The sequence below is a fragment of the Mesorhizobium sp. genome (assembly GCF_041661565.1).
GTDB lineage: Bacteria > Pseudomonadota > Alphaproteobacteria > Rhizobiales > Rhizobiaceae > Mesorhizobium.
The window spans coordinates 47,903-61,824 of sequence record NZ_JBAZUD010000009.1 but is presented as its reverse complement, the minus strand read 5'-3'; the positions used below and the strand labels follow the sequence as shown (position 1 = coordinate 61,824).

The 13,922-nt window shown below is 62.2% G+C and carries 18 protein-coding genes; 7 read left to right on the top strand and 11 right to left on the bottom strand.

Translation table 11 applies throughout. The features are described 5' to 3' along the window. A partial coding sequence (locus WC739_RS03350; protein ID WP_372951602.1) for a DUF2155 domain-containing protein occupies positions 1–450 on the bottom strand: 450 nt, incomplete at its 3' end. A 137-nt stretch (positions 451–587) separates the two neighbouring features. Then, entirely contained in the window at positions 588–986 is a 399-nt protein-coding gene (locus WC739_RS03345; protein WP_372951601.1) for an NADH:ubiquinone oxidoreductase subunit NDUFA12, read from the bottom strand. 235 nt (positions 987–1,221) lie between these two features. On the opposite strand from WC739_RS03345, the gene panB reads away from it, so the two are divergent. Together panB and panC are read left to right on the top strand one after the other, a co-directional pair. Continuing rightward, entirely contained in the window at positions 1,222–2,055 is an 834-nt protein-coding gene (panB, locus tag WC739_RS03340) for a 3-methyl-2-oxobutanoate hydroxymethyltransferase (protein ID WP_372951603.1), read from the top strand. Then, positions 2,052–2,903, top strand: coding sequence for a pantoate--beta-alanine ligase (gene panC, locus WC739_RS03335; RefSeq protein WP_372951600.1), 852 nt, complete (start codon positions 2,052–2,054; stop codon positions 2,901–2,903). The genes panB and panC overlap by 4 nt, the downstream gene beginning before the upstream one ends. A gap of 9 nt (positions 2,904–2,912) precedes the next feature. Here panC and WC739_RS03330 read toward each other — a convergent pair whose 3' ends face one another. The 3 genes from WC739_RS03330 to gatB all read right to left on the bottom strand — a co-directional run bounded on the left by WC739_RS03330 (position 2,913) and on the right by gatB (position 5,987). Then, positions 2,913–3,296 carry a hypothetical protein gene (locus WC739_RS03330; RefSeq protein ID WP_372951599.1) on the bottom strand — a complete coding sequence of 128 codons (384 nt, stop codon included), beginning with the start codon at positions 3,294–3,296 and terminating at the stop codon, positions 2,913–2,915. 702 nt (positions 3,297–3,998) lie between these two features. Next, positions 3,999–4,487: an N-acetyltransferase family protein gene (locus WC739_RS03325; RefSeq protein ID WP_372951598.1), complete on the bottom strand. Its 489-nt coding sequence runs from the start codon at positions 4,485–4,487 to the stop codon at positions 3,999–4,001. Beyond that, positions 4,488–5,987, bottom strand: a complete 1,500-nt coding sequence (gatB, locus tag WC739_RS03320) for an Asp-tRNA(Asn)/Glu-tRNA(Gln) amidotransferase subunit GatB (RefSeq protein WP_372951597.1) — start codon at positions 5,985–5,987, stop codon at positions 4,488–4,490. 177 nt (positions 5,988–6,164) lie between these two features. Here gatB and WC739_RS03315 point away from each other — a divergent pair, with 177 nt between their 5' ends. Beyond that, entirely contained in the window at positions 6,165–6,446 is a 282-nt protein-coding gene (locus WC739_RS03315; protein WP_372951596.1) for a DUF6455 family protein, read from the top strand. Between the two features lie 11 nt (positions 6,447–6,457). Here WC739_RS03315 and WC739_RS03310 read toward each other — a convergent pair whose 3' ends face one another. After that, entirely contained in the window at positions 6,458–6,889 is a 432-nt protein-coding gene (locus tag WC739_RS03310; protein WP_372951595.1) for a CBS domain-containing protein, read from the bottom strand. A gap of 86 nt (positions 6,890–6,975) precedes the next feature. Continuing rightward, positions 6,976–7,725, bottom strand: coding sequence for a rhomboid family intramembrane serine protease (locus WC739_RS03305; protein WP_372951594.1), 750 nt, complete (start codon positions 7,723–7,725; stop codon positions 6,976–6,978). 542 nt (positions 7,726–8,267) lie between these two features. On the opposite strand from WC739_RS03305, the gene WC739_RS03300 reads away from it, so the two are divergent. From WC739_RS03300 to WC739_RS03290, 3 genes are all read left to right on the top strand, one after another. Next, the gene (locus WC739_RS03300) at positions 8,268–8,900 is read left to right on the top strand and encodes a PAS domain-containing protein (RefSeq protein WP_372951593.1); all 633 of its coding nucleotides are present in this window, start codon (positions 8,268–8,270) and stop codon (positions 8,898–8,900) included. 119 nt (positions 8,901–9,019) lie between these two features. Beyond that, on the top strand, positions 9,020–9,637 hold the full coding sequence (locus WC739_RS03295; RefSeq protein ID WP_372951592.1) for a PilZ domain-containing protein: 618 nt from the start codon (positions 9,020–9,022) through the stop codon (positions 9,635–9,637). A gap of 268 nt (positions 9,638–9,905) precedes the next feature. Continuing rightward, positions 9,906–10,514 (top strand): transglutaminase-like cysteine peptidase, encoded by a 609-nt coding sequence (locus WC739_RS03290; protein WP_372951591.1) that lies wholly within the window; start codon positions 9,906–9,908, stop codon positions 10,512–10,514. A 275-nt stretch (positions 10,515–10,789) separates the two neighbouring features. Here WC739_RS03290 and WC739_RS03285 read toward each other — a convergent pair whose 3' ends face one another. Together WC739_RS03285 and WC739_RS03280 are read right to left on the bottom strand one after the other, a co-directional pair. After that, a complete protein-coding gene (locus tag WC739_RS03285; protein ID WP_372951590.1) occupies positions 10,790–11,317 on the bottom strand; it encodes a gamma carbonic anhydrase family protein in 528 nt (175 codons plus the stop codon). 21 nt (positions 11,318–11,338) lie between these two features. Beyond that, complete coding sequence (locus WC739_RS03280; RefSeq protein ID WP_372951589.1) at positions 11,339–11,680, bottom strand: hypothetical protein; 342 nt, start codon at positions 11,678–11,680, stop codon at positions 11,339–11,341. A 124-nt stretch (positions 11,681–11,804) separates the two neighbouring features. On the opposite strand from WC739_RS03280, the gene WC739_RS03275 reads away from it, so the two are divergent. Beyond that, on the top strand, positions 11,805–12,536 hold the full coding sequence (locus WC739_RS03275; protein WP_372951588.1) for a hypothetical protein: 732 nt from the start codon (positions 11,805–11,807) through the stop codon (positions 12,534–12,536). 61 nt (positions 12,537–12,597) lie between these two features. On the opposite strand, the gene WC739_RS03270 is transcribed toward WC739_RS03275, so the two are convergent. Continuing rightward, the gene (locus tag WC739_RS03270) at positions 12,598–12,801 is read right to left on the bottom strand and encodes a DUF3126 family protein (RefSeq protein ID WP_013531334.1); all 204 of its coding nucleotides are present in this window, start codon (positions 12,799–12,801) and stop codon (positions 12,598–12,600) included. A gap of 152 nt (positions 12,802–12,953) precedes the next feature. Continuing rightward, positions 12,954–13,802, bottom strand: coding sequence for a serine O-acetyltransferase (cysE, locus tag WC739_RS03265; protein WP_372951587.1), 849 nt, complete (start codon positions 13,800–13,802; stop codon positions 12,954–12,956). Positions 13,803–13,922 lie beyond the last annotated feature (120 nt).

Below are 13,922 nucleotides of genomic sequence, written 5' to 3'. Positions count from 1 at the left end.
GCCGGGGGCCGGCACATCCGACTTCTGTTTGCATTCTTTCAGCCAGACGTCATAGACGGCATGTTCGACGGCGTTCAGTCCCGGGCTTTCGGCAAACATCCAGCCCGTGAAAATACGGCGAATCTTGCGGTCGAGCGTGATCTCATCGACCTCGACGAAGGAATCGGTCTTCGGCGCCTCCGCTTGAGGCCGGGAGTAGCAGACGCGCGGCGTCACCTGCAAAGCGCCGAACTGCACGGTCTCATCGATATAGACATCGAAGGTGATGATGCGACCGGTGATCTTGTCGATGCCGGCGAATTCGGCAATCGGATTGGCGATGCGATCGGAGCCCACCGCCGCCGGAGGGGGCGTTGCCGGCTCAGGCGAGGCCGCGAAGGTCCCCGTGCTGACGGCAAGGCCTGCGGCTAGGGTCATGCCGCCCATCGATGTCAGGCTTAAGAAGTTCATCTAGGGATACCGGTGGTTCGCGCCCGGGTGATTCTGTCGATCGCCAAGGCTAGTCGCCGTTTTCTGATCAGCAAGCTGCTAAACACCAATTGTGGCGATAACGGACCGACCCGCACTCCGCCGCGACCACCTTGGCGCTACGACCCTGGTGTCCAGGCGTCGTAGTCGCCGGTGACCTGCGGCCGATGCTGATTGGTCAGCACCGAGCCCTTCGGATGATAGGCGCCGGGGGTGCCGGTCAGGTTGGGCAGATGCGGCTTTTGCCATTCGCGCGGCTTGTAATTGTCGCTGGGGGGGGCGGCGTCGACGCGATGATGGATCCAGCCGTGCCAGCCCGGAGGTATCGCGGAGGCCTCCGAATAGTCGCGATAGATGACCCAACGGCGTGTGCGGCCTTCCGAATCAATGCCGCCCTCGTAGTAGACATTGCCTGTCTCGTCCTGACCGACCTGCTTGCCATACCGCCAGGTGTGAAAGCGCGTTCCCAGCGTCTGGCTGTTCCACCAGGTGAAAAACTGCGTAAGGAAAATCTTCATTCCAGAAACCTCGGGCCAACGGCGCCAGTTTCTTGCTTATGGCGTCAGGTCCACTGGAAGGCAAGGGTTTTGCCATGGCAAGCACGCAAATGGCTTGTCGAAAACCGCATACAGGCCCCTCGAATCTCCGGCATGGCCGGATGCGTGCTTGCCAAGCCTTTCAGCACTTTCTAAAGCTCTGCGCGCCCTTGCGGGTATCGAACACGGCCTCGGGCCGAGGAGCTCACGATTGGCTATGGACTTGCCGTCCACCGACACCCGCATCAGCGCCGAGCTGATCCGCCGAGCAAAGGGCAGCACGCCGATTGTCTGCCTCACCGCCTACACCTATCCCGTCGCTCGTTTGCTTGACAGCCATGTCGACCTGCTGCTGGTCGGCGACAGCGTCGCCATGGTCCTCCACGGCCACGCGACGACGCTTGGTGCTTCGCTCGAGATGATGATCGCGCATGGCCAGGCGGTGATGCGTGGATCGGCCAGGGCGTGCGTCGTCGTCGACCTGCCGGCCGGCAGCTACGAAGATTCGGCGGAGCAGGCCGTTGCCTCGGCGCGGCGGGTCGTCGACGAAACCGGCTGCCAGGCGGTGAAACTCGAGGGCGGCGTCGCCATGGCCCGACAGATCGCGGCGATCGTCGAGACCGGCATTCCAGTCATGGGCCATATCGGCCTGTTGCCGCAATCGGTGGAAAAGGATGGCGGCTACAAGATCAAGGGCCGCACGGACGAAAACGTGGCCGACCTTTTTGCCGATGCGCTTGCCGTGGAGGGCGCAGGCGCGTTCTCGCTGGTCATCGAAGGCACGATCGAGCGCGTCGCGGCCGACATCACGCGCCGCATCTCCATTCCAACCATCGGCATCGGCGCCAGTGGCGACTGCGATGGCCAGATCCTCGTCATCGACGACATGGTCGGGCTGACCGTCGACCGCGTGCCGAAATTCGTCAAGGAATACGCCGATCTGCGCCAGGTGATCTCGCATGCCGCCGAGCTGTATGCGTCGGAGGTGCGCAACCGGACCTTCCCCGGCCCGGCGCATGTCTTTTCGGCTACGAACCGGAGTGACGCATGACGCGCCCCCTCGCCGTCGACAGCGTCTCGGCACTTCGCGCCCAGATCCGCGACTGGCGTCGCGATGGCCTTCGCGTGGCGTTGGTGCCGACGATGGGCGCGCTGCATGACGGGCATATCTCGCTGGTCAGGATCGCGCAGGAAAGGGCCGACCGCTGCGTCGTGTCGATCTTTGTCAATCCGACACAGTTCGCGCCGAGCGAAGACCTCGACAAATATCCGCGTCAGCTCGGCCTCGACCTCGACCTGCTGGGCGCTGCCAAGGCCGATCTTGCCTTCACACCGGCGGTCAGCGAGATGTATCCCGCCGGCTTTGCCACCAGGATCTCCGTTGGAGGCCCCTCCGTCGGCCTGGAGTCCGACTTTCGGCCAAGCTTTTTCGATGGCGTCGCCACGGTGGTGGCAAAGCTCATCCTGCAGACCAACCCGGATGTCGCGATCTTCGGCGAAAAGGACTATCAGCAGCTTTGCGTGGTCAGGCAGCTTTGCCGCGATCTCGACCTGCCTGTTGAGATCATCGGCGCGCCGACGATACGCGACGCGCATGGTCTCGCCATGTCGTCGCGCAACGCCTATCTCGACGAAGGTGAACTCGCCGTCGCCCGCCAGTTCAACACGATCTTGCGCGATACCGCGGCGAGCCTGGCCGCCGGCGCCGACCAGCAGGCCGCGATGGCAGAAGCCAGCCGCCTGCTTATCGCGGCCGGCTTTCGGTCAGTCGACTATGTCGAGGCGCGCGACAGCCATACGCTTGCCCCATGGCGTCGTGACCGCGAAGGGCGCGTGCTCGCGGCCGCCTGGCTTGGCAAGACCAGGCTGATCGACAATGTGGACGTTCCGTCCGCATAGAGCGGCTGTTCACTCGGCAAGGTTTCGCTTCGGGCCCGCCTCCCCGCCGGCTCTCTTCTCCCGCTGGTCGACGGCCTTGACGATCAGTTGGCCCAAGCCAATGCCAATGACCCCAGCCGACGCCTTGACCACCGCGTCCAAGAGGCGCGCGTGGCGGCCGGGATCGATGATCTGAAGCAGTTCCAGCACGCCCGCGGTCACAACCACAAAGATCAGGGTTTGATACAGACGGTTCGGAAAGCCGATCGCCAAGGCCAGGCCCAACAGCACGTAAGCCAGGCCGCGCTCGCCATTCGCGTCCACCAAATGGGGCCGCATCTGGATCGGCGACAGGGTTGTGAAGACGATGATGGCGAGCAACGCCAACGCCGTGATGCGGGACAATCTGATCATATCCCTGCATAGCCGTCGTGAGCCGGCACGGCAAACGCCGGGATGGTTTGTTCACGGATCGAGCCGGCCGGAGTCGGGCCAATCCCAATGTTCGTACATGTGGCGGATCGCAACGTCAGGTCGGCTCCGCCTCTTTCCAACGACAGTCCACAGGCACAGCGGCATCAACAGGTTACATGGCGATACGATTGTGCAACATCAGCACACTTTTTGTGGAGCCTGACCAACTTCACGACGAGCACCAGCGGGACAATGTCTGCGTTGACGACAGGGATGATCGCGCCCTGCCGCGGATTCTCGAGGCAATCCATGATTCAGTCGCCGACATCGATCGCTGGCAGTCGACGCTGGTCGACATCCGCCGGCTGACGCTCAGCCAGTTGGCTGTTGTCAATACGGCTAGCAACTCCGCCCGGTTTTCGGCTTCCTGCGGCGTCCCGCGGTGCTGGAGCCACTGCAGCGCGACTCTGGGTCACAGGCGCCCTTTCCTGGCCGCCGGGCCAAAGATGGACATCGACGTGCCTTTGACGGTCGATTCCTTCTATGGGTTGCAAGGCCCAGGCGCACCGCAAGTAGAAACTGGCGACGGTCTTCGACAAGACCGGGACAGGCGATCAGCGGGCTGGAGCTGCTGATAAGGGACCTGTCGCCGCCGCTTCGATCACGCCGACCGGTTCCCCTCGGCTGGACGTGGGCGGAAATCTATCCGAGCGGCTTTTCGAAACTCCGGATCGCCAGCCTCGCATTGTCGCCTGGATCCTCGGCATCGCCGGCAGGCAGGAACCCGGTCGACCGGTAGAAGGCAATGGCGCCGCCATTGGCCTCCTCGACCTCGACGCGCAGCAATCGGGCTTCCGGGAAACTCGCCTCGATCTCTTCAAGCAGAGCGCGCCCGATGCCGCGCCGCTGGAGGTCCGGATGGACGTAGATCTGGTTGAGAAGGATGACCTTCGCGTCGGCGGTGACAGCCGCGAAAGCCATGCCGCCGATCCGTTTGCCGTCATCGGCGACCAGAAATTCCGAATGCGGCCGCGTCAGCCGGGAGCGCAGCGAGCCGATGGAATGCCAGTCGTCGGTGATCTCGGTAACCCTGGCGGGGCCATGGATGGCGTCATAGGTCGCGTGCCAGGTTTCGACCAGAAGCGTCCGCAGGGCGGCAAGGTCGCGTTCCCCGGCGGTACGGACAAACACCTATTCGATGCCCAGCTTGGCCTTGACGAGATCGTTGACCGCCTGCGGGTTGGCCTTGCCACCGGTGGCCTTCATCACCTGGCCGACAAACCAGCCGGCCATGCTCGGCTTGGCACGCGCCTGTTCGGCCTTGTCAGGATTGGCCGCGATCACCTCGTCGACGGCCTTCTCGATGGCGCCGCTGTCGGTGACCTGCTTCATGCCGCGGCTTTCAACCAGTTGGCGCGGGTCGCCGCCTTCGGCCCAGACGATCTCGAACAGATCCTTGGCGATCTTGCCGGAGATGGTGCCATCCTTGATCAGATCAATGACCGCGCCGAGCTGATCCGGAGAAACCGGAGCGTTTTCAATGTCCTTGCCGGCCTTGTTCAGTTGTCCGAGCAGATCGTTGATGACCCAGTTGGCGGCGAGCTTGCCGTCGCGACCGGCGGCCACCTTCTCGAAATAATCGGCGATAGACTTTTCCGACACCAGGATCGAGGCGTCATAGGTCGAAAGACCGAGCGAGAAGATCAGCCGCGCCTTCTTGTCGTCGGGCAGTTCCGGCAGGCCTTTGGCCAAGGCATCGACATAGGCCTGGTCGAATTCCAGAGGCAGAAGATCGGGATCGGGGAAATAGCGGTAGTCATGCGCTTCTTCCTTCGAGCGCATGGAGCGCGTCTCACCCTTGACGGCATCATAAAGCCGCGTCTCCTGGTCGATCTTGCCCCCGTCCTCCAGGATTGCGATCTGGCGGCGCGCCTCATAGTCTATGGCCTGCCCGATGAAGCGGATCGAGTTCATGTTCTTGATCTCGCAGCGGGTACCGAACTCGCCGCCGGGCCGGCGTACCGAAACGTTGACGTCGGCGCGCAGCGAGCCTTCATCCATGTTGCCGTCGCAAGTGCCGAGATAGCGCATGATTGTGCGCAGCTTGGTGACATAAGCCTTGGCCTCATCGCCGGAACGCAGGTCGGGCTTGGAAACGATCTCCATCAGCGCGACGCCGGAGCGGTTGAGGTCGACATAGGACATGGTCGGGTGCTGGTCGTGCATCGACTTGCCGGCATCCTGCTCAAGATGCAGCCGCTCGATGCCGACCTCGATGTCCTCGAATTCGCCCTGCCGGTCCGGTCCGACCGAGACGATCACGGTACCCTCGCCGACGATCGGCTGCTTGAACTGCGAAATCTGGTAGCCCTGCGGCAGATCGGGGTAGAAATAGTTCTTCCGGTCGAAAACCGACTTGTGGTTGATCTGTGCCTTCAGCCCGAGACCTGTGCGGATCGCCTGCTTTACGCATTCCTCGTTGATGACGGGCAGCATGCCCGGCATTGCCGCGTCGACCAGGCTGACATTGGCGTTGGGGGCCGCACCGAAAGCCGTCGAAGCGCCGGAAAACAACTTTGCTTCCGAGACGACCTGCGCGTGCACTTCGAGACCGATGATGATCTCCCAGTCGCCGGTGGCGCCGGGGATCAGGCGTTTAGCGTCGGGCGTGCGGGTATCGATGAGGGTCATGGCGATCCGGATACTTATTGTTCACGATGTCTGGCGCTATCGGCCAACAAAATCAACCGTTGGCTAGATCAATCAGGGCGGACTGGCAAGGGAGACGACGCCGTCCTGCCTGTTGACCTGGATCAATGTCTCCGGACGCCGGCATGGCAGGATCGCCAACAGGCAGGAGTGACCCAAATGAACTTTGTCGACTACCTGATTTCAGTTGACGCTAGGACAGCCTTGTTTGGTCGCATGATGCGAAAGCTGGGACTCGACCGACAGTTGAAGCACATTGCCGACCACGCGGCGGTCACCAACCGTGCGGTCGACCGATGCCGGTCCTGCGGCCATCAAGGCGCATGCTCCGCCTGGCTCGAAGAAAACCTGCAGCCGAAGGCGCCGCCGGACTATTGCCGCAACAAGGACCTCATCGCTCGCCTCCAGCACGTCGCCGGTGCGGGTGGAACCGACCGCTAGTCTAGGCCACGTCACGCCGTGGCGATGTAGGCCCTGATTTCGTCGGCTTCGCGCTCGACATCCTCGATGCGGCGCTTGACCACGTCGCCGATCGACACGATGCCGTCGAGCATGCCGTCCTTTTCGACCGGCAGATGGCGGAAGCGGCCGCGCGTCATGATCTCCATCACCTCGTTGACGGTGTGGTTCTCGTTGCAGATCTTCACCTTAGGCGTCATCGCTGAACGCACGGCGATGTCGAGCGCGGCTCCGCCTTCCCTGGCGATGACCCGCACGATGTCGCGCTCCGAGAGAATGCCGACGATCTTGCGATCGCCATTGGTGATGACCAGCGCGCCGATCTTGTGTTCGGACAGGAGTCGAATGGCCTCGCTGAGCTTTTCGTTTGGCCCGAGCGTCAACACATCGTGGCCTTTTCTTTCCAGAATTGCCTTAACCGTCATGGCGTCCTCCTCTGCTTCGCCCGCCGACCCCCTGCCCTGACCGGCTCGCGCAAGTGTGAACATCGTGCGCCGCGATCGGCCGTATTTCAAGTGCGGTGGTCGGGGGCCTCCCATTCGGGCGCCGACCATCGCCGGTCGAACCAGCGCAGGCCGAGGAAGCCGGCGACGAAGCCGCCAATATGAGCCTCCCAGGCGATCTGGCCGTCAATCCCCGATCCGATGCCGATCAGGCCTGTTACGAGGTTGATCACCATCCAGATGGCGAGGAAGGTGATCACGCCCCGTGATCGCAACGCCGCCGCGATCGGCAGGGGCGCTCCTGCAAAGGCCGCCTTGCCGGACGATCGGTCGGTCCGGAAGCCGAAACGTGCGGCGGCTCCCATCATGCCCGAGATCGCGCCGGACGCCCCGACGAGCGGCGCCTCTCCGTAAGGATGAACCGCCCAGAAAAGCACGACGGACGCCAGGCCGGTGACGGCGAAGAAAATCGCGAACCAGAGCGCACCCAGGCGATTTGCCAAGGGCGAACCAAATGCGGCAAGCCAGACCATGTTGATGGCGATATGGGCAAAACCGCCATGCATGAAGGCATAGGTGAACGGCCTGGAAAACAGGAACCAGTCGAAGCCGTACTTGCCGGTGTAGAGGACGGGAATGAAGGCCCCGTCGTAAAGAAATGTCAGTTGCTGGCTCTCTGTGAGCACATATTGCTGCAACAGATAGACAGAAGCGCAGATGGCGATCACCGCCAGCACGACGGGCGGCAGATTGAACACAGGCTCGCGCCGCGAGCCCGGCTCCGGTTCGATTTCGTAAGGACCTGCGGGTTCGCTCATGCGCTCAGACAATCGGTGCGGGTGTTTGTTCTAGCGGCCATCCACGCCGCTTACCCACAAATTGTGGCCAGCGCCAGCCAGGCCGCGCCCGCATTTTGCATGGTGACCAGCGAACCGTCGATCATGGCCTTAACTCGCTGGGTGGTCGCGGAATGACCTTGCCCACTTGTGACCCTGTATCCGGTGCGCTCCGATTGCTCTCGGGCGCTGCACGCCAGGGCCGAATCAAGAAGAGCGAATCAAAAAAAAGCCGCTCAAGGTTTCCCTTGAACGGCCGGTCGAGCCCCCTGCTCCCCTAATAAACTCTTAATGAAGTGCTGCCGACCGTCGCGAAACGACCGCTTCTGGAGTGGTTTTTATGTGCCACGAGCCCCGCCCCAGCGCAACGTCAACCAATTGTTAACCTTAACGACCCCCACCCGTGAACAAGTCTTAACGATGCTGGCACGCTTCCTGCTCCCCAACGCATGTAAGTCATCGGAGGGCGCCCCTTCTGTTCACCGACGGGACACAAGACGACAGATCGTGCGGAGCTGCCTAGCATGAAACAGAACGGATCGATCACGCTGTTCCAGTATTGGAATCGGCTGCGTGACGGGCGCCCGGCCCCCAAGCGGTCTGAGGTCGAACCGGCCGATATCAAGTCGCTGCTGGCCGATACCTTCATCCTGGAGCGGGACACACGCGGGCAAGCCGTTTTCCGGCTGGCCGGCACAAGGCTCTGCGCCCATTATGGCCGTGAACTCAAGGGGTTCTCGTTTCCGTCGCTGTGGCGCGAAAAGGATCAGAGGCTGGTTTCGCGGCTGATTCATGGCGTTTTCGAGAACAAGTCGGTCGTGGTCATCCACTTCGAGGGTTTCAGCCGGGGCGGCCGGTCGAACAGGTTCGAACTGCTCACCTTGCCGCTCGACGGCGGCATCGAGAATCCGCGCTGCCTGGGAGTGATCAGCGCCGTGGAAAAGCCTTTCTGGCTGGGCGCCGACCCGATCACCGACGCATTGATCGATTCGATCCGCGTCATCGATCCGGAGAAAGAGTTGATCAACAATCGTTCGGCGATCGATGTTCCGTCGCTCGTTCCCGATGAGCTCGAGGCGCCCGAGACGATCTCGACGCTCGGTCGGGCGCGGCGCATCCGCCATCTCGTCGTTTTCGACGGAGGACGTGAAGAATAGGACTGAAATGCCGCTGCGAACGCACCGGCTTTTTCCCTTTGTTAACCTGCTTTGTTGTAGTTCTTCGATGGAGTTCCCCGCATCGACGCGCGGAAATGCCATATGAGGTGTAGGCAGTCATGAGGTCAGCGGCGGTCGACTACGCGCCGTCCCAAGCTGAAAGGCGTAACTTTCAGCGCGTCCGGGTCAAGATATACGGGCGCTTCATGCTGGAAGACCGCACCGAGCACCCCTGCCAGGTCGTCGACATGTCTCCCGGCAATGTGGCGCTTCGCACCGAGAGCATCGGGACGCCGGGCGAAAAGGTCATTGCCTATATCGACCATATCGGCCGCATCGAAGGGGTCGTCACGCGCACCTTGCCCGATGGTTTCGCGATGACCGTCATCGCGTCGGACCGCAAGAAGGACAAGCTTGCCGCGCAATTGACCTGGCTTGCCAACAAGCACGAGCTCGACCTGCCGGAAGACCGCCGGCACGAGCGCGTCGCGCCGCGCAACCCGACCAGCGTGCTGCAGCTTACCGATGGCCGCCAGTACCAGTGCCGCATCATCGACCTGTCGCTTTCGGGCGCGGCGGTCGAGATCGACGTCAAACCCGCGATCGGCGTCCAGGTCATGCTTGGCACCATGCGCGGCCAGATCGTTCGCCATTTCGAGGACGGCGTCGCCATCGAGTTCGCTGTCATTCAGCGTCCCGAAACGCTCGATTCCGAATTCAACCCCCTGGGCACCTGACAAGACAGCAGAAGCAGCCCCGCAAGCCGGCCCTCGCGGCCGGCTTTTTTGTTCCAGCGCCGACGGGAAAGCAGCCAGGAACCCCGACCAAGGTCCGACAGGGCACGCATGGCGGGTCCACGCTTACGAAATTCCAAACAACTTAATACTTAAATGATTCAAATTTTACGCTTATTATACTGGTGTTTTACTCAATATCTGCTTCGCGCTTTTGCGTCAAATAAATCCACATGTGGCAATGTCTCCTTCGAACGGGGAGACTACAACAATGAAGAAAACGAGGGGCATGCTGTTGCTGGTGGCAATGGCGATCCAGTTTTCCGCCTTGGGAGCAGCCTATGCCGCGGGACCGGCTTACATGCACACAGGCGGACGTACCACGCAGCCTGTTGGTCACTATGAGCTTTGCCAGCGCATGGCTGGTGAATGCAGTGAAATGACCCGCAAGGGAGCCCCGGTCGAACTGACCCGCAAGCTCTGGGCGACGATCATAAACATCAACAATTCGGTGAACAACAGGGTCAAGCCGCGCACGGACATGGCGAACTACGGCGTCGATGAATACTGGGCCTACCCCGACAATGGCTATGGCGACTGCGAGGACTACGCGCTGGAAAAGCGCCGTGAATTGATGGATGAGGGGGTACCCGCCGGCAATCTGCTGATGACGGTCGCGCGCCAGCCGAATGGCGACGGCCATGCGGTTCTGACCGTGCGGACCAGCCTGGGAGAGTTCATCCTCGACAATCTCGAGACCAAGGTGCTGTCCTGGACGGACACTGACTACACCTACCTCAAGCGCCAGTCGGATCAGAACTCCGGCGTTTGGGTCACGATCAACGACGGTCGCTCCGACGCGGTCGCCAGCGTCCGCTGAGGACGCGGATGCATGTCGTCCAAACAGGGCCTCGGTCCTGGGATCACGGCATGTGTGGAACAGAGGTCAAGCGCGCTGCTTAAAATGCGATACGCCGACGAGAAACCCGGTCGAGTCCCCACCCTCCCCGTCCCCAACGACCGGGTCAAGGAGCCGGCCCCGTCCCCGGGCCGGCTCCGCCATTTAGGCGGCACCATCCGTGGTGGGGCAGTTCGGCAGCTTGGTCACTCGCCCGCTTCCACCCGAGAACGGCGCTTTATCACCGGTCGCGCCATTCAGGCCGGTGCCAGCCCTTCCCTGAAGCGCTTGCCGTTGGCGACATAGTGCGCCGCTGAGCCGCGCAGCTTGGCCACCGCTGCGTCGTCCAGCGTCCTGATGACTTTCGCCGGCGACCCCACGATCAATGAATTGTCCGGAAAGTCCTTGCCCTCGGTGACCAGAGCGCCGGCCCCGACCAGGGAGTTCCTGCCGATCCTGGCGCCGTTCAACACGATGGCTCCCATGCCGATCAGGCTGTTGTCGCCGATGGTGCAGCCATGCAGCAAGGCGCGATGGCCGATCGTGCAGCCTTGCCCGATTGTCAAGGGAAAGCCAGGGTCAGTGTGCATGACCGTGTGTTCCTGCACATTGGTATCGTCGCCGATAATGATCGGCTCGTTGTCGCCGCGGATAACGGCGCCGAACCAGAAGCCGGCATTGCGGCCAACACGGACGTCGCCGATCAGGGACGCATCTGGCGCCACCCAGTTGCTGCCCGCATCGGCAAAGCTGGGCTGTTTTCCGTCGATGGCATAGAGCGGCATTGTCGGTCTCCGAATCGTCTCTCAGACAGGAAGGCCTGACCCTAGGAGGCGGACCGCCCATGAGGCAATGGCGAGCACGACGACGCCCAGCGCTACTGTCCAGGCGATGGCGGTGCAGGCGCAGGACATCAGCATCATCAACGAAATGCGGCCGTCGCGCCGGGCATCGAGGGCGTCGTTCAAAAGCATGAAGGGTCCGGCACAAGCAGTCGTCGCCAGCGACCGCAGCACATGCGACGGCGACACATAGGGCTCGGCGAATGCGAGCTTGCGGCCGGATATGGATTCCATCATCGATCCGGCCAACCCGCAGGCCGTCAGTCCGACGACAAAAGCGACGAGAGTGGGTTCCAGCGAGATCATCTTAACTTTCCGTTTACCATGAAATCGCACAGTCGTTCCAGGGACTCGCAAGAGCCGTGCCGTGCGATGTGTGCCGGCCGGGGACAGCCCGGAGCAGACAGGCCCAGGATATCCGGGGAGCAAGATGAAGCAGGCAGTGATCGCCGAGGGTCCGGAGCCCACAGTTGTGGATTCCAAGCTGATGAGGCGGGTGTTCCACACATTCGCGGCCTTGGCCCTGCTGTCCGTAGCGATCAGCCTTGGCGGCAAATGGTTCGGCCGCTCGATCGCGATGGCCGGATACACCGATGACCCAACCATCCATCAGGTGGTGATCGGCAACAATGTCATCGCCGTGCCGGCCAATGCCATCCGTTTCGACCAGGCCCGCCGCGATGGCATCGCATCGCGGCTCGACCTCTACCTCCGCTATCCCCAGATGACCGGCTACAGCGAGGCGGCGCGCGACGATTTCAATCACACGGGGACGAGCAAGACCATCATCTTCCTGACCTTCGAACAGCGGATGATGTCGCGCGACATGAGCGGCCGCTTCGCGCCGATCTACAGCGCCCTGATCACCCAGCCCGGCATTCCGGGACCAGGCGGGACGACGGTCTACGGCTTCAACGAGAAGTCAGGCTACCTGAACGAGGAGTTGGTTGTCGGCAAGCTGACCGGCAAGGAGCCGTTCGTGGCCCGTTGCCTGAGCGGGCCGAGCGCCGAAGAATCGCTGGCGCCCTGCGAGCGGGACATCCACGTCGGCGAGGATCTGAGCCTCACCTACCGCTTCCCGAAGGAACTTCTCGGCGACTGGCAAGCGCTCGACATGTCGATCGCTGCCGAGGCCGGACGCATTCTGAAGACGGGACATTGAGAACCATGGGGGGCAAGCCGGCCGCGTTGCACGCGGTTCCGGCCGGCCAAGGCAGTCCGGCTCAGGCCAGATCGATGTCGAGGATGGCCATCGAAAAATTATAGTCGCCGTCGTCCTCGTCCTTGAAGACGATGCCGAGGAATTCGTCGCCGACGTAGACTTCGGCCGAATCATCCTTGCGCGGCCGTGCCTTGACCTCAAGCTTGGGATTCTGGAAGACGCGCTTGAAATAGGCGTCCAGCTTTCTGATTTCGTCAGGCTTCAACAGTCTTCTCCGATCATCGGCTTGCTGGTTTGAACGGGGCTTCTGGCACGTCGACGATGGCGATGTAAAGGCAAGCCGGCGGTATTGCACCGCAACGACATCGCCGCCGGGCGCATCGCAACCATGCCAGGCAACGCGCCTGGCGTGGAAAATCAGATGTCGAAGCTGACCACCTGGTCCATCTTCTGGGACGGCAGGAGCTGGTCCATCTGGCGCGAGGGCTGGTCACAGCCGGTCTCGCCGACGACGCGCGCGGGCACGCCGGCGACCGTCTTGTTGTGCGGTACCGGCGAAAGCACCACGGAACCCGCCGCGATCTTCGAGCAATGGCCGATTTCGATGTTGCCGAGGATTTTGGCGCCGGCGCCGATCAGCACGCCGTAGCGGATCTTGGGGTGACGGTCGCCGCCGGCCTTGCCGGTGCCGCCCAGCGTCACGCCGTGCAGGATCGACACGTCGTCCTCGATGACCGCGGTCTCACCGACGACGAGGCCGGTGGCATGATCGATGAAGATGCCCTTGCCGATGCGGGCAGCGGGGTTGATGTCGGTCTGGAAGACCGAGGACGAGCGGCTTTGCAGATAGAGCGCGAAATCCTTGCGGCCCTGGTTCCACAGCCAGTGCGCCAGCCGATGGGTCTGGATGGCATGAAAGCCCTTGAAATAGAGCACCGGCATGATGAACCGGTCGCAGGCGGGGTCGCGATCATAATAGGCCTGGATGTCGACGCGCACGGTCGTCGGCCAGTCCTTGTCGTCGGCTAGCATTGACTTGAAGGTCTGGCGGATGAGATCGGAGCCGATGTCCTGGTGGGCAAGCCGCTCGGCGATCCGGTGGATGACGGCCTCTTCCAGGCTCTCCTGGTTGAGGATCGTCGAATAGAGAAACGCCGCCAGCAACGGATCCCGGTTGACCGCCTCCATGGCTTCATCGCGGATCGAACGCCAGATCGGGTCGACGGGCTGCAACGCGCTGTGTCGGGAAATGCTGATGCTGTTCATCGACGTCTCGTCCTGCGTCCTGCCGGGCATGCCTGTTGTGCTTGCCTGTTGTCCGGCCGCACATATAAGCCAGATCATGGCACGATTGAACTCAATTTTCCTTAGTGCTTTGTCAAATGG